This is a genomic window from Aeromicrobium phoceense (genome assembly GCF_013868155.1).
In the GTDB taxonomy this organism is placed as follows: Bacteria; Actinomycetota; Actinomycetes; order Propionibacteriales; family Nocardioidaceae; genus Aeromicrobium; species Aeromicrobium phoceense.
Genome location: NZ_JACEOG010000001.1, coordinates 980,981 through 999,672 on the forward strand (window position 1 = coordinate 980,981; position 18,692 = coordinate 999,672).

The 18,692-nt window shown below is 71.8% G+C and carries 20 protein-coding genes; 13 read left to right on the forward strand and 7 right to left on the reverse strand.

Features of this window, described 5'->3' with window-relative positions:
- Nucleotides 1-54 precede the first annotated feature (54 nt).
- A complete protein-coding gene (locus H1W00_RS04645) occupies nucleotides 55-900 on the reverse strand; it encodes a class I SAM-dependent methyltransferase (RefSeq protein ID WP_181754065.1) in 846 nt (281 codons plus the stop codon).
- A 144-nt stretch (nucleotides 901-1,044) separates the two neighbouring features.
- Here H1W00_RS04645 and H1W00_RS04650 point away from each other — a divergent pair, with 144 nt between their 5' ends.
- Entirely contained in the window at nucleotides 1,045-1,725 is a 681-nt protein-coding gene (locus H1W00_RS04650) for a winged helix-turn-helix transcriptional regulator (RefSeq protein WP_181754067.1), read from the forward strand.
- Here H1W00_RS04650 and H1W00_RS04655 read toward each other — a convergent pair.
- The 3 genes from H1W00_RS04655 to H1W00_RS04665 form a co-directional block, all read right to left on the reverse strand.
- Entirely contained in the window at nucleotides 1,712-2,203 is a 492-nt protein-coding gene (locus H1W00_RS04655) for a SixA phosphatase family protein (RefSeq protein WP_181754068.1), read from the reverse strand. The two genes, H1W00_RS04650 and H1W00_RS04655, sit on opposite strands and share 14 nt — an antisense overlap.
- A 214-nt stretch (nucleotides 2,204-2,417) precedes the next feature.
- Nucleotides 2,418-3,785, reverse strand: coding sequence for an FAD-dependent oxidoreductase (locus tag H1W00_RS04660; protein WP_181754070.1), 1,368 nt, complete (start codon nucleotides 3,783-3,785; stop codon nucleotides 2,418-2,420).
- 9 nt (nucleotides 3,786-3,794) lie between these two features.
- Nucleotides 3,795-4,130, reverse strand: coding sequence for a DUF952 domain-containing protein (locus H1W00_RS04665; RefSeq protein WP_181754072.1), 336 nt, complete (start codon nucleotides 4,128-4,130; stop codon nucleotides 3,795-3,797).
- A gap of 63 nt (nucleotides 4,131-4,193) precedes the next feature.
- On the opposite strand from H1W00_RS04665, the gene H1W00_RS04670 reads away from it, so the two are divergent.
- The 8 genes from H1W00_RS04670 (at nucleotide 4,194) to H1W00_RS04705 (ending at nucleotide 11,241) form a co-directional block, all read left to right on the forward strand.
- Nucleotides 4,194-4,655 (forward strand): VOC family protein, encoded by a 462-nt coding sequence (locus H1W00_RS04670; protein WP_181754074.1) that lies wholly within the window; start codon nucleotides 4,194-4,196, stop codon nucleotides 4,653-4,655.
- Nucleotides 4,656-4,791: 136 nt separating this feature from the next.
- The gene (locus tag H1W00_RS04675; RefSeq protein WP_181754077.1) at nucleotides 4,792-5,271 is read left to right on the forward strand and encodes an FMN-binding protein; all 480 of its coding nucleotides are present in this window, start codon (nucleotides 4,792-4,794) and stop codon (nucleotides 5,269-5,271) included.
- Between the two features lie 4 nt (nucleotides 5,272-5,275).
- Complete coding sequence (locus H1W00_RS04680; RefSeq protein ID WP_181754085.1) at nucleotides 5,276-6,109, forward strand: FAD:protein FMN transferase; 834 nt, start codon at nucleotides 5,276-5,278, stop codon at nucleotides 6,107-6,109.
- A complete protein-coding gene (locus tag H1W00_RS04685) occupies nucleotides 6,106-7,587 on the forward strand; it encodes an FAD-dependent oxidoreductase (protein ID WP_181754087.1) in 1,482 nt (493 codons plus the stop codon). The genes H1W00_RS04680 and H1W00_RS04685 overlap by 4 nt, the downstream gene beginning before the upstream one ends.
- Before the next feature lie 216 nt (nucleotides 7,588-7,803).
- A complete protein-coding gene (locus H1W00_RS04690; RefSeq protein WP_181754089.1) occupies nucleotides 7,804-9,054 on the forward strand; it encodes a glycosyltransferase in 1,251 nt (416 codons plus the stop codon).
- A complete protein-coding gene (locus H1W00_RS04695) occupies nucleotides 9,041-9,754 on the forward strand; it encodes a class I SAM-dependent methyltransferase (protein ID WP_181754091.1) in 714 nt (237 codons plus the stop codon). The genes H1W00_RS04690 and H1W00_RS04695 overlap by 14 nt, the downstream gene beginning before the upstream one ends.
- A 67-nt stretch (nucleotides 9,755-9,821) precedes the next feature.
- Nucleotides 9,822-10,802: a prenyltransferase/squalene oxidase repeat-containing protein gene (locus H1W00_RS04700; RefSeq protein WP_181754093.1), complete on the forward strand. Its 981-nt coding sequence runs from the start codon at nucleotides 9,822-9,824 to the stop codon at nucleotides 10,800-10,802.
- 55 nt (nucleotides 10,803-10,857) lie between these two features.
- Nucleotides 10,858-11,241 (forward strand): hypothetical protein, encoded by a 384-nt coding sequence (locus H1W00_RS04705; RefSeq protein ID WP_181754095.1) that lies wholly within the window; start codon nucleotides 10,858-10,860, stop codon nucleotides 11,239-11,241.
- Here H1W00_RS04705 and H1W00_RS04710 read toward each other — a convergent pair.
- From H1W00_RS04710 to H1W00_RS04720, 3 genes are all read right to left on the reverse strand, one after another.
- Nucleotides 11,222-12,370: a zinc-binding dehydrogenase gene (locus H1W00_RS04710; RefSeq protein ID WP_181754097.1), complete on the reverse strand. Its 1,149-nt coding sequence runs from the start codon at nucleotides 12,368-12,370 to the stop codon at nucleotides 11,222-11,224. The two genes, H1W00_RS04705 and H1W00_RS04710, sit on opposite strands and share 20 nt — an antisense overlap.
- Nucleotides 12,367-13,836 carry a flavin-containing monooxygenase gene (locus H1W00_RS04715; RefSeq protein ID WP_181754099.1) on the reverse strand — a complete coding sequence of 490 codons (1,470 nt, stop codon included), beginning with the start codon at nucleotides 13,834-13,836 and terminating at the stop codon, nucleotides 12,367-12,369. The genes H1W00_RS04710 and H1W00_RS04715 overlap by 4 nt, the downstream gene beginning before the upstream one ends.
- 77 nt (nucleotides 13,837-13,913) lie before the next feature.
- Complete coding sequence (locus H1W00_RS04720; RefSeq protein ID WP_181754101.1) at nucleotides 13,914-15,545, reverse strand: GDSL-type esterase/lipase family protein; 1,632 nt, start codon at nucleotides 15,543-15,545, stop codon at nucleotides 13,914-13,916.
- Nucleotides 15,546-15,623: 78 nt separating this feature from the next.
- On the opposite strand from H1W00_RS04720, the gene H1W00_RS04725 reads away from it, so the two are divergent.
- From H1W00_RS04725 to H1W00_RS04740, 4 genes are all read left to right on the forward strand, one after another.
- Nucleotides 15,624-16,253 (forward strand): class I SAM-dependent methyltransferase, encoded by a 630-nt coding sequence (locus H1W00_RS04725; protein WP_338072824.1) that lies wholly within the window; start codon nucleotides 15,624-15,626, stop codon nucleotides 16,251-16,253.
- A gap of 119 nt (nucleotides 16,254-16,372) precedes the next feature.
- Nucleotides 16,373-16,843: a PTS sugar transporter subunit IIA gene (locus H1W00_RS04730; protein WP_181754104.1), complete on the forward strand. Its 471-nt coding sequence runs from the start codon at nucleotides 16,373-16,375 to the stop codon at nucleotides 16,841-16,843.
- Nucleotides 16,840-17,109 (forward strand): PTS sugar transporter subunit IIB, encoded by a 270-nt coding sequence (locus H1W00_RS04735; protein WP_181754106.1) that lies wholly within the window; start codon nucleotides 16,840-16,842, stop codon nucleotides 17,107-17,109. Before H1W00_RS04730 ends, H1W00_RS04735 begins: the two co-directional genes overlap by 4 nt.
- Nucleotides 17,110-17,138: 29 nt before the next feature.
- Nucleotides 17,139-18,629, forward strand: a complete 1,491-nt coding sequence (locus tag H1W00_RS04740; RefSeq protein ID WP_181754108.1) for a PTS ascorbate transporter subunit IIC — start codon at nucleotides 17,139-17,141, stop codon at nucleotides 18,627-18,629.
- Nucleotides 18,630-18,692 lie beyond the last annotated feature (63 nt).

The window sequence follows — 18,692 nt, forward strand, 5'->3', positions numbered from 1 at the left end:
CAGGATCGGAGGGAGATCCTGAGGCCGTCCTCTGTCCGGGTGCGCCGTCCGAGCTCAGCGCACCTCGGCCGTGACGAGGAGGTACTCCCACTGCATCGTGAAGCCCTCCTCCGAGCGGGAGCCCTCACGCTCGCCCAGAGCGGCCAGGTCGCGCTCGAGGTCGGCGGTGCGCTCCGGGTCGTCGGCGTGGGCGGCGAAGGCCGCGATCGTCGGGCCGTAGTGGGCCGCGAAGTAGTCGCGGAACTGCTCCCCGCCCTCGAAGTGCGTGACCGGCAGGGTCAGCCGGCGTACCCGCACGTCGCCGACCCGGTCGCCGAGCAGCGCCCGCACGTGCTCCTCGTTCCCCCACAGCGGCGGCGGTGAGGCGCCGGGCGGGGGCGGCGGCACGTACTGCTTCATCGTGGCGAAGAGCTGGCCGATCGTGCCCTCAGGCGTCCACGAGACGATGCCGATCCGGCCGCCCGGGCGGCACGTGCGCACCAGTTCGTCGGCGGCCTGCTGGTGGTGCGGCGCGAACATCACGCCGATGCACGACATGACGACGTCGAAGGCGTCGCCCTCGTAGGGCAGTGCCTCGGCGTCCGCCACGTCCCACGTGAGGTCCACGTCGGGGTGCTCGGTCCGGCCTGCCTCGAGCAGGCCGGGAGTGAGGTCGGAGGCAACCACGGTCGCGCCCCGCTGTGCCGCACGGACCGCGGCGCTCCCGGTGCCGGCGGCGACGTCGAGGACCCGCTCGCCGGGGTTCACCTCCAGCGCGTCCACGAGGACGGCGCCCAGCGGCGAGACGATCTCGCGTGCGACCCGGGGGTAGTCGCCCAGCCCCCACATGCGGCGGTGCTTGTTCTTCAGCTCGGTGTCCTGCTGCACCGCGTCGGTGGCGGTGGTGTCGGTGATTCCCATGGATCTTCCTTCGTGTGGTGTTCCTCCACCCAGAGTCCGCCCGGGGCCCGCGGTGATACCAGTTCCGTTTCTGTACCGTCCGATCGGGTGGTGGCGCCGGGAGGCCGGCGAGGCGCACGATGGTCGGGACGAAGGGGAAGACCCATGGCGACCTCCTACGGCCAGTTCTGCCCACTCGCGAAGGCGATGGAGATCCTCGACGAGCGCTGGACGATCCTGATCGTGCGCGAGCTCCTGCTGGGCAGCACGCGCTTCAACGAGCTGCGGCGTGGGGTGCCACGGATGTCCCCGGCGCTGCTGTCCAAGCGGCTCCAGGCGCTCGAGCGCCACGGGATCATCGAGCACGACGCGTCCGGCTACCGGCTGACCGAGTGCGGCCGCGACCTGCACACGGCCGTGATGAGCCTGGGCGTGTGGGGCCTGCGGTGGATCGAGGACTTCGGCGACGAGGACCTCGACCCGCACCTGCTGATGTGGGACGTCCGCCGCACGGTGCCGAGTGCCGCCTGGCCGCCCGGGCGCACGTGCGTGGCGGTGGAGTTCACCGACCTGGAGCGGGCGCGCCGGTGGTGGCTCGTCGTGTCGGGCGGCGTCGTGGACGCCTGCGACTACGACCCGGGCTACGAGGTCTCGGCCACGGTGCGGGCGACGCTGCGCACGCTGACGCACGTGTGGCGCGGCGACGTCTCGTGGGAGCAGGCGATGCGGGCGCGGCAGGTCGAGATCGAGGCGCCCCGTGACACCCGCGCCGTGGTGCCCGCCTGGTTCGGCCGGTCGATGCTGGCCGAGGCCCTGGCCGCGCAGGCGGCCGTCAGCGCGGGATGACGACGTCGGTCAGCGTGGCGGTGCCGACCTCGAGCGCGGCCCAGGGACCTGCGACGTCGAGCACGGCGATGGCCGAGGTGGGAAAGCCGGCCCGCACGGTGTGCAGGGCATCGGGGTCGGAGTCCTCGCCCGCGAGCCGCGCGGCCAGGCCCGGGGTGCCGGGGGCGTGGCCCACCAGCAGCACGGTGGACGCGGCGTCGTCGACGGACTGGATCGCCTCGAGCAGGCTCCCGGTCCAGCCCTCGTAGATCTCGTCGAGGAAGCGCGCGGGAGCCTCGAGGCCGGTGGCGGCGAGGGTCTCGCGGGTGCGGGTGGAGGTGGAGCACAGCACGACGTCGACCGTGCCCACGTGCTCACGGATCCACTCGCCCGCCAGCGCCGCCTCGCGCCGCCCGCGGTCGGCCAGGGGTCGCTCGAAGTCCTCGACCCCGTCGGGGAACGCGGCCTTGCCGTGGCGCATCAGCAGCAGTCGGCTCATGGTCCGAGTCTAGGAGCGTGTGATCTCGATACACCGCGAGCTCGCTGGCGCTCGCCGCGGCACTCGATCACCGGGCCCGGTCTTCCTGATCTCGATACACCGCGAGCTCGCTGGCGCTCGCCGCGGCACTCGATCACCGAGCCGGCCCGGTGGTCGAGTAGCTCGCGAGCGCAGCGAGCGGCGTATCGAGACCACGTGATCTCGACGTCGAACCTCAACCGCGCGCGATGCCGACCATCTCGTCGCGGGCTACGACCTTCTTGCGCTCGCGCGGGTGGGTGTCGCCCTCGCCGAGGGACATCTCGTGGGCGTCGAGCTTCTCCCAGCCCTCCCACGTCGTGTACTCCACGCCGCGGCTGTCGAGGTGACGGTCGAAGGCCTCGCGGTCGGCGAACTCCGGCGCGGGCAGCTGCGGCAGGTCCTCGACGAGCATCTTGACCGTCTGGGCGGCGTCGGACTTCGTGTGGCCGATCAGGCCGACGGGGCCGCGCTTGATCCAGCCGGTGGCGTAGACGCCCTCGATCGGCGAGCCGTCGATGTCGAGCACGTGACCGCCGTCGTTCGGCAGCACGCCGCCGTTCGAGTCGAACGGCAGGCCCGGCAGGTTGTCGGAGTAGTAGCCGATCGCGCGGTACACGGCCTGGACGGGCCAGTCCTTGAACTCGCCGGTGCCGCGCACGTTGCCGGTGCCGTCGAGCTCGGTGATCTCGGTTCGCAGGCCGACGACGCGGCCGTCCTCGCCGAGGATCTCGACCGGGTTCTGGCAGAAGTGGATGTGGATCCGGTGGGGCGCGCCCGACGGCTCCTTGGCCAGGTAGTCGCCCAGCACCTTCACGACGAGCTTCTGGCTCTTCGCGGCGGCGAGCGCCTCCATCGAGCCGTGGTCGAACTCGTAGCCCTCGGGGTGCACGACGACGTCGATCGTGGGGGAGTGGCTCAGCTCGCGCAGCTCCATCGGCGTGAACTTCACCTGGGCCGGGCCGCGACGCGCGAACACGTGCACGTCGGTGGTGGCGTTGTTCTTGAGGCCCTCGTAGACGTTGTCGGGGATCTCGGTGACGAGCAGCTCGTCGGCCGTCTTGGCCAGGATGCGCGCGACGTCGAGGCCGACGTTGCCGACGCCGAGGACGGCGACCTGCTTGGCGTGCGGCTGGAAGTCCCACTCGCGCGGGGCGTCGGGGTGGCCGTCGTACCAATAGACGAAGTCGGCGGCACCGTACGAGCCGTCGAGGTCGACGCCCGGGATCGAGAGCTCACGGTCGCGGCGCGCGCCGGTGGCGAACACGACGGCGTCGTAGAACCCCTTGAGGTCCTCGAGCTTGATGTCGGTGCCGAAGTTGACGTTGCCGAAGAACCGGATGTCCTCGTTGGCCATCACGCGCTTGAGCGCCTTGATGATCTCCTTGATCCGCGGGTGGTCGGGCGCCACGCCGTAGCGAATCAGGCCGAACGGGGTCGGGTCGCGGTCGAGGATGTCGACGGTCACGTCGAGGCCCTCGGTCTTGGTGAGGATGTCGGCCGCGTACACGCCAGCGGGGCCGGCGCCGACGACGGCGACGCGCACCTTCCTGTCCACAGTCATGAGGCAAGCCTAAGACTCCGGGCCCAACGGTTCCGCACCCGACCGCCATCTGGACCAGCCCGCGACGTAGGCCAGCGGCAGAGGGCCGTGAAAGTGCGGGAACTCCTCCACTCCGCGGGGTCCTGCGCTCGGTTCCCACCGCAGGCGCGGGTCGTCCTCCGGGATCTCGACCTCGAGCAGCAGCAGGTCGGGAACGCCGGAGAAGAACCGTGCGGCGGTGCCGGCGACCTGGTCGTCCGTGGACAGGTGGACGAACCCCTCGGAGGCCAGCGAGGCCGGCTCGTACACCCGGCGGTCCTCGGTGAGGCGCCAGTGCGCGGCGGGAACGAGATGGAAGAGCGTCACGGGGTCGATTCTGTCGTCCGGCGGGGACAGGATGGGACCAGGACCACCGGAACGGAGCCCTCCATGAGCCTCGACGTGCAGATCACCTTCGACGCCCGCGACACCCGTCTCCTGGCCGAGTTCTGGGCCGCCGCGCTCGGCTACGAGGTGCCGGGGCCGCCCGACGCCCAGCTCGAGCCCGGCGACGATCCCTGGGCCGCGTGGGACGACTTCCTCGAACGGGTCGGCGTGCCCGAGGACCAGCGCCATGCCCGGGCGGCCATCGAGGACCCTGACGGCTCGCGGCCCCGGGTGTTCTTCCAGCAGGTGCCCGAGGGAAAGACCGCCAAGAACCGGGTCCACCTCGACGTCCGCGCCGCTCCGGGCCTGCAGGGCGACGAGCGGATGGCGGCGCTGGAGGCCGCCGCCGAGCGGCTCGTGGCCCGGGGGGCCGAGCGCGTGCGACGGTTCGAGCCCGAGCCGCCGATGGAGGCGGGCTTCCTCGTCATGCGTGACCCCGAGGGCAACGAGTTCTGCCTCGACTAGGCCGGCGCTCACCTGAGAAGTCCCTGTGGGTCGTCCACGGGAGCCCCCCGGAGGTAGTGATCCGCGACGGGTTCGCCTACGTTGGACGCACGACGGTTGAACGAGAAACCATTTCGTGTACCGACCCAGGAGCCCCATGAACCCGACGAAGCGACGCACGTACGCCGCCCTCGCCGCCTCCACCGCCCTGCTGACCCTCGCCGCCTGTGGCAGCGACGCCGCCGAGGACGACGCGTCCTCCAGCAGCAAGACTCCCTCGGCCACCACTCCGTCCGCGTCCGAGCCCGCCGCGTCGGCCCCGGCCGGCGCCGCCGCCTTCACGCCGGGCGAGTACGAGGCCACCGGCTCCTACACGACCCCCGACGGCCAGACCCAGTCGATCGACGTCGAGGTCACCCTCGCCGCCGACGGCACGATCACCGAGCTCGACGCCGACGGCAACGCCGAGGGCGGCAACTCCGAGCAGTTCCAGGGCAAGTTCGAGAGCGGCATCGACGCCCAGGTCGAAGGCCGCAAGATCACCGATCTCGACGTCGACAAGGTGTCCGGCTCGTCGCTGACCAGCGGCGGCTTCAACGACGCCATCGACCAGATCATCGGCCAGGCGCAGGCCTGACCCCATGAACTCCGACTGGCGTTTCGACGCCATCGGAACCGCGTGGTCGATCGGGACCCCCGACCCGATCGCCCCCGGACTGCGAACCGCGATCACGGCCCGCATCGACTCGTTCGATCGGACGTGGTCGCGGTTCCGCGTCGGTTCGGCCGCCAACGCCCTGCGCACCGAACGCGAGGTCGACCTCGGCCCCGACGCCCCGGCCATCCTGGCCGTCTACGACCGCCTGTTCGCGCTGACCTCAGGTGCCGTCAGCCCGCTCGTCGGCGGGGCGCTGGAGCAGCTCGGCTACGGCGCCGGCTACACCCTGACTCCCTCCGGCGACCCGGTGCGCGTGCCCTCGTGGGCCGACTGCGAGCTCGTCGGCACGGTGCTGCGCGTGCCCGGCCCGGTCGTCCTCGACATCGGCGCCGTCGGCAAGGGCTGGATCGCCGGCGAGATCGCTGGGATGATCGACCAGCCGTGCGTCGTCGACGCCAGCGGCGACCTGGTGAACCGGTCGGGAGGGGTGCTGCGCGTGGCGCTGGAGGACCCCCACGACGCCGAGCTCGCGATCGCCGTCGTGGAGGTGCCGGACGGCGACTCGATCTGCGGATCCGCCAGCAACCGGAGGCGCTGGTCCGAGGACCTGCACCACGTGCTCGACGCCCGGTCCGGGACGCCGACCCGCGACGTGGTGGCGGCCTGGGCGGGCGGGCCCGACGCGGCGTGGGCCGACGGGTTGGCCACCGCCGCCTTCTTCGCCTCCGACCTGTCCGGCACCGGGCACTGGTGGGCGGCCCTCGACCGTGACCGGCGACTGGTGGCCCACGGGCTGCCCGGAGAGGTGTTCGCATGACGTTCCTGGATCGCCAGCTGGGCCGGTTCACGATGTACCGGCTCGTCACCGTCGTGCTGCTCGCGCTGGCCGTCGTCGCCGTGGTCCAGTCGGCCCTCGGCGTGCTCGACTCCGACATCTTCCCGGTCGACGCGCTGCTGCTCACCTTGGCGGTGATGGTGGCGACGTCGGTGGTGGTGAACTTCGTCGTCGGACGGCTCGTCGGCGCCCAGCCCCATCTCGAGTCGTCGGTCGTCACCGCGCTGATCATGTGGTTCCTGTACTGGCCCTCCACCCACGCCGAGCAGCTCGCCTGGCTCGCGCTCGTCGCCGCGCTGGCGCAGGTGTCGAAGTACCTCATCGCCTGGCGGGGGCGTCACCTCGTGAACCCGGCCGCCGCCGGCGTGGTGCTGTCGGTCCTGCTCGGCTGGTTCACGGACTGGCCGATCCCGTTCACGGGCTGGTGGGTGGCCAGCGAGTCGCTGTTCTGGTTCGTCCTGCTGGGTGCGGTCGTGGTGCTGTACCGGACGCGACGGCTCGCGCTCGGTGCCGTCTTCGCCGTGGTCGCCGTGGCCGTCACGATCTGGTGGCAGGTCGGCGTCGGCGCCGGCCTCGAGGAGGCCGTCCGGTTCACGCTCTACTCGACGCCCATCGTGTTCTTCGGCGGCTTCATGCTCAGCGAGCCGCTCACCCTGCCGCCGCGTCGGCTGCAGCAGCTCGGGGTCGCCGCCCTCGCCGGCTTCCTCTTCACGTGGCCCCTGCTCACCTCGCGGATCTTCGGCGAGCCGTGGACGACCGAGCCCTTCACCAGCACGTACGAGCTGACGCTCGTCGTCACCGGACTCGTGGCCTTCGCGCTGCGGCAGGGCTCGCGGACCCTGACCCTGCGTGAGCGCCGGCGCCTCGGGGACGACGTCGTGGAGTACGTCTTCGCGGCCGATCGCCCGCTGCGGTTCCGGCCGGGCCAGTACGTCGAGCTCGACGTGCCGCACGGACGCGTCGACACCCGAGGCCGGCGCCGCATGTTCAGCGTGGTGTCCGCCCCCGGATCCGAGGTCGTGGTCGCGACGCGGCATCCCGAGCCCGGCTCCTCGTTCAAGCGCGCGCTGGCCGCCGCGACCCCCGGCGACCGGATGCGCGTGACCGCGGTCCACGGCGACTTCGTGTGGCCGGCGTCCGGTCCGGTCCTCCTGGTCGGTGCGGGCATCGGCGTCACGCCGTTCCTGAGCCAGCTCGCCGCCCACCCCAGCCGCGACGTGGTCGTCGTCCTGGGGGAGCGCGAGGACCAGCCCTACGTCGCCGAGCTCGAGGCCTCAGGCGCCCGGGTCGTGCGGCTGCCGGTGGAGCAGGTCGACGGGGACGCCATCGCCGAGCTCGTCCCCGACCTGTCCGCGCGCACGGCGCTGGTGTCCGGTCGGCCGGACTTCGTCGACACGGTCTCGCGGAGCCTGCGGGGCAAGGTGCGGCGGATCAAACGCGATCACTTCCTGGGGTACTGACCCCGGCCGCCGGGGTTGTCAGGTGCACGTGCGGTCCCGTGCGGACGCGGGTCTGGTGGCGGACTGGTGCGGGAGACGGACCTCCTCGCCGAGGTCCACGCCACCCTCCGCGCGGCGCGCGAGGTGGAACTGCGGAGCGTGCAGATCAGCGCCCCCTGAGCCGACCGCCGTCCGACCCGGCACAATGGGTTACCCACGAGTACCCGAGGAGGCCGCGTGCGGATTGCACTGTTGTCGTACCGCAGCAAGCAGCACAGCGGTGGGCAGGGCGTCTACGTGCGCAACCTCAGCGCCGGACTGGCCGACCTCGGGCACGAGGTGACGATCTTCTCGGGCCAGCCGTACCCGGAGGACCTGCACCCGTCCGTGCGCCTGGAGAAGGTGCCGAGCCTCGACCTCTACCGCGAGGACGACCCGTTCCGGACCCCCAGGCTGCGCGAGTTCCGCGACTGGATCGACGTCCTCGAGTACCTGCAGATGCTCACGGCGGCGTTCCCCGAGCCGCTCACCTTCAGCCTCCGCGCGCGCCGCCTCGACCTGTCGGGCTTCGACGTCGTGCACGACAACCAGTCGCTCGGCTTCGGGCTGCTCTCGATCAACCGGCGTCAGCCGTTCCTGGCCACGATCCACCACCCGATCAGCCGCGACCGCGCGCTCGACATCGCCGCCGCCCCGCTGCGCAAGCAGATCACGACGCGCCGCTGGTACGCGTTCGTGCGGATGCAGGCGTTCGTGGCGCGACGGATCCGCACGATCCTGGGCGTCTCGTCGGCCTCCGCCGGCGACACCGTGGCCGACTTCCGGCTGCGTCCCGAGCAGATGACCGTCGTGCCGCTCGGCGTCGACACCGACCTGTTCAGCCCGTCGGACGAGCGGGTGCCCGGGCGGCTCGTGGTGGTCGCCAGCGCCGACTCCCCGCTGAAGGGCCTCTCGCACTTCCTCGACGCGGCCGCGAAGCTCAGCACCGATCGCGACATCGACGTGCAGCTGGTGTCCAACCTCGATCCCGAGGGCACCGCGCACCACCGCATCCACCGCGGGGATCTCGCCGGCACCGTCACGGTGCACAGCGGCATCTCCGACGAGGAGCTGGCCGCGCTGATCTCCTCGGCCCAGGTCATGGTCGTGCCGTCGCTCTACGAGGGCTTCAGCCTGCCCGCCGTCGAGGCCATGTCGTGCGGCACGCCGCTCGTGGCCAGTGCCGCCGGCGCCCTGCCCGAGGTGGTCGGCGACGCGGGCGTGCTCGTCGAGCCGGGCGACGTCGAGCAGCTCGTGACGCAGATCGGTCGGCTGCTGGACGACCCCGCCGAGCGCGAGCGGCTTTCCTCGGTCGCCCGCCGCCGGGCGATCGAGCGCTTCAGCTGGCTCGCGGTGGCCCGAGCCACCACACAGGCCTATGAGAAGGTGATCGGCGATCACCGTGCTCGCCAGTCCCGGGACGGAAGGAACCCCCATGCTGACCGTTGACTTCGACCGACTCCGGGTGGGCCGCGGCACGCGCTTCATCGACGTGGGCGCCGGCGCCGGCCGTCACTCCTACGAGGCACTGCGCCGCGGCGCGCACGTCACCGCCTTCGACATGGACGAGGTCGAGCTGAAGGGCGTCGAGGACATGTTCGGCGCGATGGCGCTCGAGGGCGAGGTCCCGCCGGGCGGGAGCGGCGAGATCAAGGTCGGCACGATCCTCGACATGCCCTACGAGGACGGCTCGTTCGACGTCGTCCTGGCCTCGGAGATCCTCGAGCACGTGCCCGAGGACGTGCAGGCCATCAGCGAGCTCGAGCGCATCCTCGCGCCCGGTGGCATCCTCGCCGTCACCGTGCCGCGCTGGATGCCCGAGGCTGTGTGCTGGGCCCTCTCGGACGAGTACCACGCCAACGAGGGTGGCCACATCCGGATCTACAAGGCCGACGAGCTGCGCGGCAAGGTCGAGGCGACGGGCCTGACGTTCACGCACCAGCACCACGCGCACGCCCTGCACGCGCCGTACTGGTGGATCAAGTGCGCGGTCGGCGTCGAGCGCGACCAGCACCCCCTCGTGCGCGGCTACCACCAGCTGCTGGTGTGGGACATGATGAAGGCCCCGCGCACCACGCGGTGGGCCGAGAAGGCCCTCAACCCGGTGCTCGGCAAGAGCGTCGCGCTGTACTTCCAGAAGCCGTTCTGATGCACGCCGCCGCAGCGCGCGCCCCACTCGCAACCCGGAATGCGCCACTCGGCGTCGTGGTGGCGCGGTGACGCCCACCGAGGCCGAGCAGACCGGGAAGTGGATCGCGTCCGTCCAGCTCACCAGCGGTGCGATCCCGTGGTTCGAGGGCGGTCATCTCGACCCGTGGGACCACGTGCAGGCCGCGATGGGGCTGGCCACGGCGGGCCTGGTCGACGAGGCCGTCGCGGGCTACGACTGGCTTCGGCACGCGCAGCGACCTGACGGCTCGTGGGGCCGCAAGTACTGGCCCGGCGCCGACGACGACGGCGTCGAGGAGCCCGAGACCGACGCGAACTACTGCGCGTACGTGGCCACCGGACTGTGGCACCTCGAGCTGCTGGGCGTCGATGGTCGTGGCTTCTTCGAGATGCTCGAGCGCGCGGTCGACGTGGTGCTCGAGCTCCAGGTCGGGAACGGTCCGGTGGCCTGGGCGCGCGGCATCGACGGCAAGGTCGCCGGCGAGTGCCTCGTCACCGGCAACGCCAGCATCGTGTTCAGCCTGCGGTGCGCCGCCCGGCTCGCCGAGCGCTGGGGCCACCCGCGCCCGCACTGGGAGCATGCCGCCGACGGCATCGCCGACGCCCTCACCCACCGGCCCGAGCTGTTCACGCCCAAGCCGCGCTTCTCGATGGACTGGTACTACCCGGTGATGACGGGCGTCCTCGACGGCGCGGCCGCGGCGGCCCGGATCGACGAGCGCTGGGACGAGTTCGTCGTGCCCGAGTTCGGCACGCGCTGTGTCACCGTGAACCCGTGGGTCACCGGCGGCGAGACGCTCGAGCTGGTCCTGGCCCTCGTGCGCGCCGGCCGCCTCGACGCGGCCACGTCGCTCTACGACGACATCCAGCACCTGCGCGATCCCGACGGCGCCTGGTGGACCGGCCTGGTCTACAACGACGGCAAGCGCTGGCCCGTCGAGCAGTCCACCTGGACCGCCGGCACCGCCCTGCTCGCCCACGACGCCCTCACCGGCGCCACCCCCGCCGCCGGCTTCATGGGCCGCTGAGCCCAGTCCTCGGATAGGCCTGACACAGGGTCACTCGCGCTGCGATCCTGCATGCGTGGAGCAGTCGGTCGGCGGGAGTTCCCGCACATCCGTGCGGGAGTGGGGACTGACCGCGCTGCTCGTGTCCCTCGGGCTGACGGCCGGGTTCCTGGTGTGGCTCGACCAGACGGCTTGGGCGATCGCCGTGATGGCGGTCCTGCTGGCGATCGCGCTCCGTCCCAACCGCGGCGAGGAAGCCTTGGCGTGGAGCCTCCGCGCCGTCCTGGGGGCGTTGCTCCTCATGGTCGTGACCGCGGACATCTTGGGCGCCGAACTCCTCTCCGATGCGCTGCTGGTCTGCACGAGCGTCGGGATCTTCCTCAGCGAGCCACTCGAGCGCCGTCTCCGTCGGTGCGCGGCCGGTCGTGACGGGAAATCGGTCACCTCGTCGGATCGATGAGGATCTTCGCGTGCCGCTCGGGGTCGGCGAGGTCGTCGAAGGCCTGCGCGACGCCGTCGAGGCCGACCGTGCCGGTGTGCAGCGGGGTGGGGTCGACGCGGCCGTCGGTGATCATCTCGAGCGTCTCGTGGAACTCGTGCGGCTGGTAGCAGAACACGAACCGCAGATCGAGCTCCTTGTTGACGGCCATCGTCGGGCGGAACGTGTCGGGCTCCATGCAGACACCCACGACGATGATGCGCGAGCGGATCGGCGCGTGGGTGACGAGGTCCTCGATCACGCCGGGCACGCCGACGCACTCGAAGACCACCGGGCCGCGCGGCGTCTGGCCCGCGCGCTCGGCCACCTTCATCACGCGCTTCCACGGCACGAGGCGGACGCGGCGCAGCATCCGCATCGCGTCGATGCCCTGGCCGAAGTAGTCGGGGGCGGAGCTCAGGTGGGTCGCCGGGCGGGAGTAGGCCTCCCACGGCGACTGGACCGCCGGGTCCACGACGACGTCGGCGCCGCAGCGCTGCGCGAGGGCGCGGCGGCCCGGTGAGTAGTCGCTCGCGACGACGGTCCTCACGCCAGCGGCCTTCAGCATGAGGATCACCGCCAGGCCGATCGGGCCGCAGCCGATCACCAGCGCGACCTCACGCTTGCGGATCTCGCTGCGGTTCACGGCGTGGTGGGCCACCGCGAGCGGCTCGGTCATGGCGACCTGGTCGGGGTCGGCACCGGCCGGGACCTCGAAGGTCATCGCCTCCTGCGCGAGGACGTACTCGGCGTACCCGCCGGGCGCCTGCTCGGACAGTCCGGTCATGTCGACCTGCCCGTCGCGCTTGAGGACGGGCAGCGCCACCACGGGCGTGCCGACGGGCCAGCGCTTGCGGCACTTCGGCCCGTAGGCGACCACCGTGCCGGTGAACTCGTGACCCATCACGACGTGGTGCGCGCGCCGCATGAAGCGGTCGTAGTCGACCTCGACGGCCACGTCGGCGCTCGCGTCGGCATGGACGCGCGCGTGCAGGTCGGAGCCGCAGATCCCCGAGCGCGTCACGGCCACGAGCACCTGCCCGGGTCCGGGCTCGGGGGTCGGCAGGTCGACGACCGTCAGCTCGCCCTCGTGGACGCTGACCGCCTTCACGCCGGGGCCTCCGCGCGGTCGGGGGCGGTCCACACCAGCCCGTCGTCGAGGTCGGCGCGGTTCGTCGACCAGGAGTCGACGAGGAAGTTCTGGCGGAACGACCACGGGTAGGAGTCCGTCGCCCGGGGCATCAGGTGGGCGCCGCGCTGCAGGTAGCCCGACTGCATGTCCATCAGCGGCGCCGTCGGGCCCGAGCCGGTGAATTCCGGCACCACCGAGCTCGCGCCGGAATCGACGAGGCGCCGCAGCACCTTGGCGACGAGGCGGGACGTCAGGTCCGACCGCATCGTCCACGACAGGTTGATGTAGCCCACGCAGAAGGCCAGGTTCGGCAGCCCGGTGAGCATCGTGCCGTGGTAAGCGAACGAGTCGGAGGGGTCGCGCGGCTCGCCGTCGACGCTCACCTTCGCGCCGCCGAGGATCTTGATGGACAGGCCCGTCGCGGTGACCACGATGTCGGCCGGGAGCACCGTGCCGTCCTCGATCCGGACGCCTTCGGGGACGAAGCGGTCGATCCGGGCGGTGGTCACCGAGGCCGTGCCCGCCTTGATGGCGGCGAAGATGTCACCCTGCGGCGTGACGCACAGGCGCTGGTCCCACGGGTCGTACGGCGGGTTGAAGTGCTGCTCGGCGATCTCGGCCGATCCGGTGCCGTGCGCGACGCCCTTCAGCAGCAGTGAGCGCATGGCCTTCGGCGCGCGCTGGCACGCCTGGAACAGCGCCCACTGGAGCAACATGTTCTTGGTGCGCACCACGTGGTGGGCCACGGTGGGCGGCGCGATCTTCCGCACGACGTCGGCGATCGGGTCGCCCTTCGGCTGGGCCAGGAGGTAGCTCGGTGTGCGCTGGAGCATCGTCACGTGCTCGGCGGTCTCGGCCATCGCGGGCACGATGGTCACGGCGGTCGCGCCGCTGCCGATCACGACAACCCGCTTCCCCGTGTGGTCGAGGTCCTCGGGCCAGAACTGCGGGTGCACCAGGGTGCCGTCGAAGTCCTCCACGCCCGCGAAGCCGGGGTCGTAGGGGGAGTCGTAGTCGTAGTAGCCCGTGCACGCCACGACGAACCGCGCCGACCACGTCTCGGGGCCCTCGGGACCGCTCGCCTCCACGCTCCAGCGGGAGTCCACCGACGACCAGTCGGCGGAGTCCACGCGCCGGCCGAAGGCGATGTGGCGGTCGATGCCGGCCTCGCGGGCCGTGTCCTCGAGGTACTCCAGGATCTGGTCGCCGTCGACGATGGCGTCCTTGCCGCGCCACGGCCGGAACGGGAACGCGAGGGTGAAGAAGTCGGAGTCCGAGCGGACGCCGGGGTAGCGGAACAGGTCCCACGTCCCGCCGATCCGGTCGCGTCGCTCGACGATCGCGTAGGTCAGCCCGGGGCAGGCCTGCTGGATCCGGTAGGCCATGTTGATGCCGGAGAGGCCGGCTCCGACGATGAGGACGTCGACGTCACGCTGCAAGGTCATGGACTGATTGTGGCGTGCGTCACGTGATTGTGACAGCACTGGTGGCAGGTTCGCCCTTGCGTGCCGCTCGCGGCGGCTCAGCGCACGGTGACGCGGCTGGTCCGCAGGGTGCGGGTGGTGCCGCGCGTGCCGGGCGCGTCGAGGGCGGTCACCTTGACGACCGCGGCGCCCTTGCGCAGGCCCGGCACCGAGAAGCGGTGGAAGAAGCCGAGCTTCGTGCGGGTGGCCGTGCGGGTCCACGTGCGACGGCCCTGCGTGACCTTGACGCGGATCTGCACGCCCTTGGTCTCCGCGTCGGTGTCCACCGCGCGGCCGCGGACGGCCACGGAGCCGCGCTTGGCGCTCAGGCCGGTGACGACGCCGCGCGGGCTGCCGTCGGTGCCGGCGAAGCGCAGGAAGGCGCGGGGGTACGACGTGCCGGCGTACCGGACCGAGCGGAAGGTGCCCCGGCTCGTGAGCTCGGTGACGACCACGTAGGAGTTGTTGCTCGCGACGCTCTCGACGACGGCCAGGTGGCCCTGCGACGGCGAGCCGGCCCCGCTGGGTGCGGCGAGCCACCAGGCGATGTCGCCCGGCCGGGCCTCCGCGACCTGCGTGGCGGCCCGCTCCTTCAGGGCTGCGGTGCGCCACGACCGCGGCGAGGTGGTGGTCAGCACCGGCGCGGACCGGCGGCCACCCGTGCTCAAGCGGTGGGCGACGTAGTGGGTCGGAGTGCCCTTCGCCGCGCCCCAGATCCGGCGCGTGACGGTGTCGTGACGCCGGGTCGAGACCCCGGCGCGACGGCAGGCGCTGACGCCGGTGCACTGGGCGAGCGCGTGGCTCGGGACGGCCCCGTGCCGCGTGCCCCGCGAGCGGATCGCAGCGGTCAGGTCGGAGCCCCGCATCGCCCACGCGGCCAGCGTGCTCGCGCCGGCGGCGGTGGGGTGGATCGCGTCGATTGTCTGGCTGCGGACGAGCGACGGGAGGGCGATCCACGTGAAGCCGCGCGCCTTGGCCAGCGCCTCGTACTGCGTCGCCGTGGCGATCTTCCCCGCGCCGCCCGACGAGCCCCACGGGGTCATGACGTAGACGAAGGAGCGGGGGATGCCCTGGCGGTCGGCCAGCCGGGCGAGCGTCGCGAAGTACGCGTCGGCGGCGGCGCGTCGCTCGGCCGCGGTGGCCGGGACGCGGACGCCGGCGCGGCAGCGGTGGACGTCGTTGCGGCCGACCTCGACGATCACGAGGTCCGGGTCCGTGGTGGCGAGGTCGGTCAGCCGCTCGCCGAACGTGGTGCCGGTGCACGCCTCGAGCCGCTCGCCGTGGCCGCGGGCGAGGAGGCCGCTGCCGCCCTCGGCGCTCACCATGACCTCCGATGCCGGCAGGCCCGCCGCGTCGGCGACGTGCGCCCACCAGGCCTTGGGGCGCGTGCGCGTGCCACCGGCGCTGTAGCGGCGCGTGGCGGAGAAGGAGTCGCCGAACACGAGGACGCGCGGGTTCCGGAGGGACGGCGCGGCGGGGTTCGGGACCGTGACCTCACCGCCCTCCTGGATGGCGCCGGGGTCGGCGTCCGAAGGCGGGGGAGTCGTCGCGGGAGCGGTCGGCTCGGGCGTGGTGACCGGGGTGGGCACGGTCTCCACCGGAGCCGCCTCGTCGGCCGTGGCGTGAGGCGCTGCGAGCAACGACACCGCGACGGCGACGGCGGCCGTCAGGATCCAGGGGCGTCGAGTCACCGGACGATGCTACGTCAGAAAATGAGTCCCTCTTGCCACTTCCGTCACACCCACTTCGGGGGTCGTAGAGTGCGGCGGGTGAACGCGCTCCCCGAGGACCTGACCCGCATCGCCGACGAGGTCCGTGGCTTCCTCCCCGACGTCGAGGCGACGGCCCTGCGCGCCGCGGCTGCGCAGTACGCCACCCCCGGGGGAGTCATCGTCGAGATCGGCACCTACTGCGGCAAGTCCACGGTGCATCTGGGCCACGTCGCCCGCGAGTCCGGAGCGACGCTCGTGACGATCGACCACCACCGCGGCTCCGAGGAGCACCAGGCCGGCTGGGAGTACCACGACGCCTCGCTGGTCGACCCCGAGACCGGTGCGTTCGACACCCTCCCCGTCCTGCGCCGCACCCTGTGGGCCGCGAAGCTCGAGGACGTCGTCGTGCCGATGGTCGGCCGCTCCTCGACGATCTCGTCGTGGTGGCGCACGCCCGCCGACCTCGTCTTCATCGACGGCGGCCACACCGAGGAGGCCGCGCAGGCCGACTACGCGGGCTGGTCGCCGTGGGTGCGTCCGGGCGGCGCCCTGGCGATCCACGACGTGTTCCCCGACCCGAACGACGGCGGACAGGCGCCCTTCCACATCTACGAGCGCGCGCTGGCCGACGGCTTCGTCGAGGTCGGTCACACCGAGAGCCTCCGCGTCCTGCAGCGACCCGCCTGACCCTTCGCCCCGGGGTCGCGGGCGGCGACGCGCCGACATATGCCTAGGGTTAGGCAAAAGACACCCGGGGCGGGTTACGCTCCAAGCAGCCGTCCCACCGGGGACGAAAGGGGGCGTTCGTGGCACTCAACGACGAACTCACCAAGGATGCGATCGCGGTCCGTGCCCAGGCCTCGGACTGGCGCGACGCCGTCCGGCAGGCCGGTGCCCTGCTCACCGCGGTCGGCGTCGCCACCGACGAGTACACCGACGAGATGGTCCAGACGGTCGAGAAGCTCGGCCCCTACATCGTGCTGGCCCCCGGCATCGCTCTGGCCCACTCGCGCCCGTCGCCCGCCGTGCAGCGCGCCGGACTGGGCTGGCTGCAGCTGGCCGAGCCCGTCGAGTTCGGCCACGAGAAGAACGACCCGGTGTGGCTCGTCGTCGCCCTGGCCGCGCTGGACCACGACGGACATCTCGGTCTGATGTCCGCCCTCGCCGCCGTCCTCGGCGACACCGAACTGCTGGACCGGCTGCGCGAGGCGGACTCCGCCGAGCGTGTCCTCGAACTCCTGACCCCCACCACTGCCAACGAAGGGCCCACCTCATGAAGATCGTCGCCGTGTGCGGAATGGGCATCGGAACCTCGGTGCTGCTGAAGATGAACGCCGAGAAGGCCCTCCGTGCGCTCGGCAAGGACGCCGACGTCGAGGCCGCCGACATCGGCACCGCCAAGGGTGCCGCCCGCACCGCCCAGATCGTCCTGACCTCGGCCGAGCTCGCGCCGGAGATCGGCGACGTGCCGGCGGAGGTCATCGTCATCGACAACTTCATGGACGTCGCCGAGATCACGGCGAAGCTGACCCCCCTCGTCTGACGGACGACGGAACCTAGAAAGAGAACGACATGGACTGGTTGGTCGACGTACTCGACTTCATCGGACAGCAGATCCTCAACGTGCCGGCGTACCTGATCGGCATCATCACGGCGGTCGGCCTCATCGCGCTCAAGCGCTCCAGCGGACAGGTGATCGGTGGCGGCCTCAAGGCGGCCCTCGGCTTCCTGATCCTCGGCGCCGGCGCGAACGTGGTCATCGCCTCGCTGGCCCCCCTCGGCGAGATCATCCTCGACGTCACCGGCGCCCAGGGCGTCATCCCGACGAACGAGGTCATCACCGCGATGGCCGCCGAGCAGTACGGCGCGCAGAGCGCTTACGTCCTGACGCTCGGCTTCCTCGTGATGCTGGCACTGGCCCGCTTCACGCCGCTGCGCTACATCTTCCTCACCGGTCACCACATGGTCTTCATGGCGCTCATGCTGACCGTGGTGCTCTCGGTGGGCCTCGACGGCAAGAACGACTGGCTGGTCGTCCTCGTCGGCGCGTTCCTGCTCGGCGTGATCATGGTGGTCATGCCGGCGCTCGCGCAGCCGTGGACCCGCAAGATCACCGGTGACGACACGCTGGCCATCGGCCACTTCGGCACGCTGGGCTACATCGCCGCCGGTGCCTCGGGTCAGGCCGTCGGCAAGAGGAGCCGCTCCACCGAGGAGATCGACTTCCCGCAGGGCCTGAAGTTCCTGCGCGACTCGATGGTCGCCACCGCGCTGTCGATGGTCCTCATCTACGAGGTCTTCGTCATCTGGGGCCTGATCGCCAGCCCCGAAAGCACCAAGGAGCTGCTCGGCGCCGCCGACGCGGGTGCCGCGGTCATGGCCGGCTTCGCCCAGGCGCTGCAGTTCGGCGTCGGCGTCGCGATCATCCTCTACGGCGTCCGTACCGTGCTGGGTGAGCTCGTCCCCGCCTTCCAGGGCATCGCCGAGAAGGTCGTCCCCGGTGCCAAGCCGGCGCTCGACATCCCGATCGTCTTCCCGTTCGGCGCCAACGCCGTGCTGATCGGCTTCCTGGCCTCGTTCGTGGGCGGTCTGGTGACGCTCGCGCTGATCGCCGTGTGGCTGGAGCCGGCCTTCGGCCTCGCGTTGATCCTGCCCGGCATGGTGCCGCACTTCTTCACCGGTGGCGGTGCCGGCGTCTACGGCAACGCCACGGGTGGACGCAAGGGCGCCGTCGTGGGCGGCTTCGTCAACGGCGTGCTCATCACGATCCTGCCGGCGCTGCTGCTGCAGGTCTTCGGCGCGCTCGGCGACATCAACTCCACCTTCGGCGACGCCGACTTCGGCTGGTTCGGCACGCTGCTCGGCACGAGCTTCCAGGCGGGCTCCGGCGTGGGGATCGTGCTGTGCGTCCTCATCGGCGTGGTGCTCGTGGTCGCGGCCTCGATCTACCAGGTCAAGGTCGTCGACTCCGGCTGGACGCCCGGCGCCCGACGCGACGAGATCCTCGCGGAGGAGGACGCCGCGGCCGCTGCCGCGACGAAGGAGACTCCCGCCAAGGAGTAGCCATCCGTCCGACCTCGCAGGCCCGTCCCGGAAGGGGCGGGCCTGCGTGCGTTCGGCCCAGAT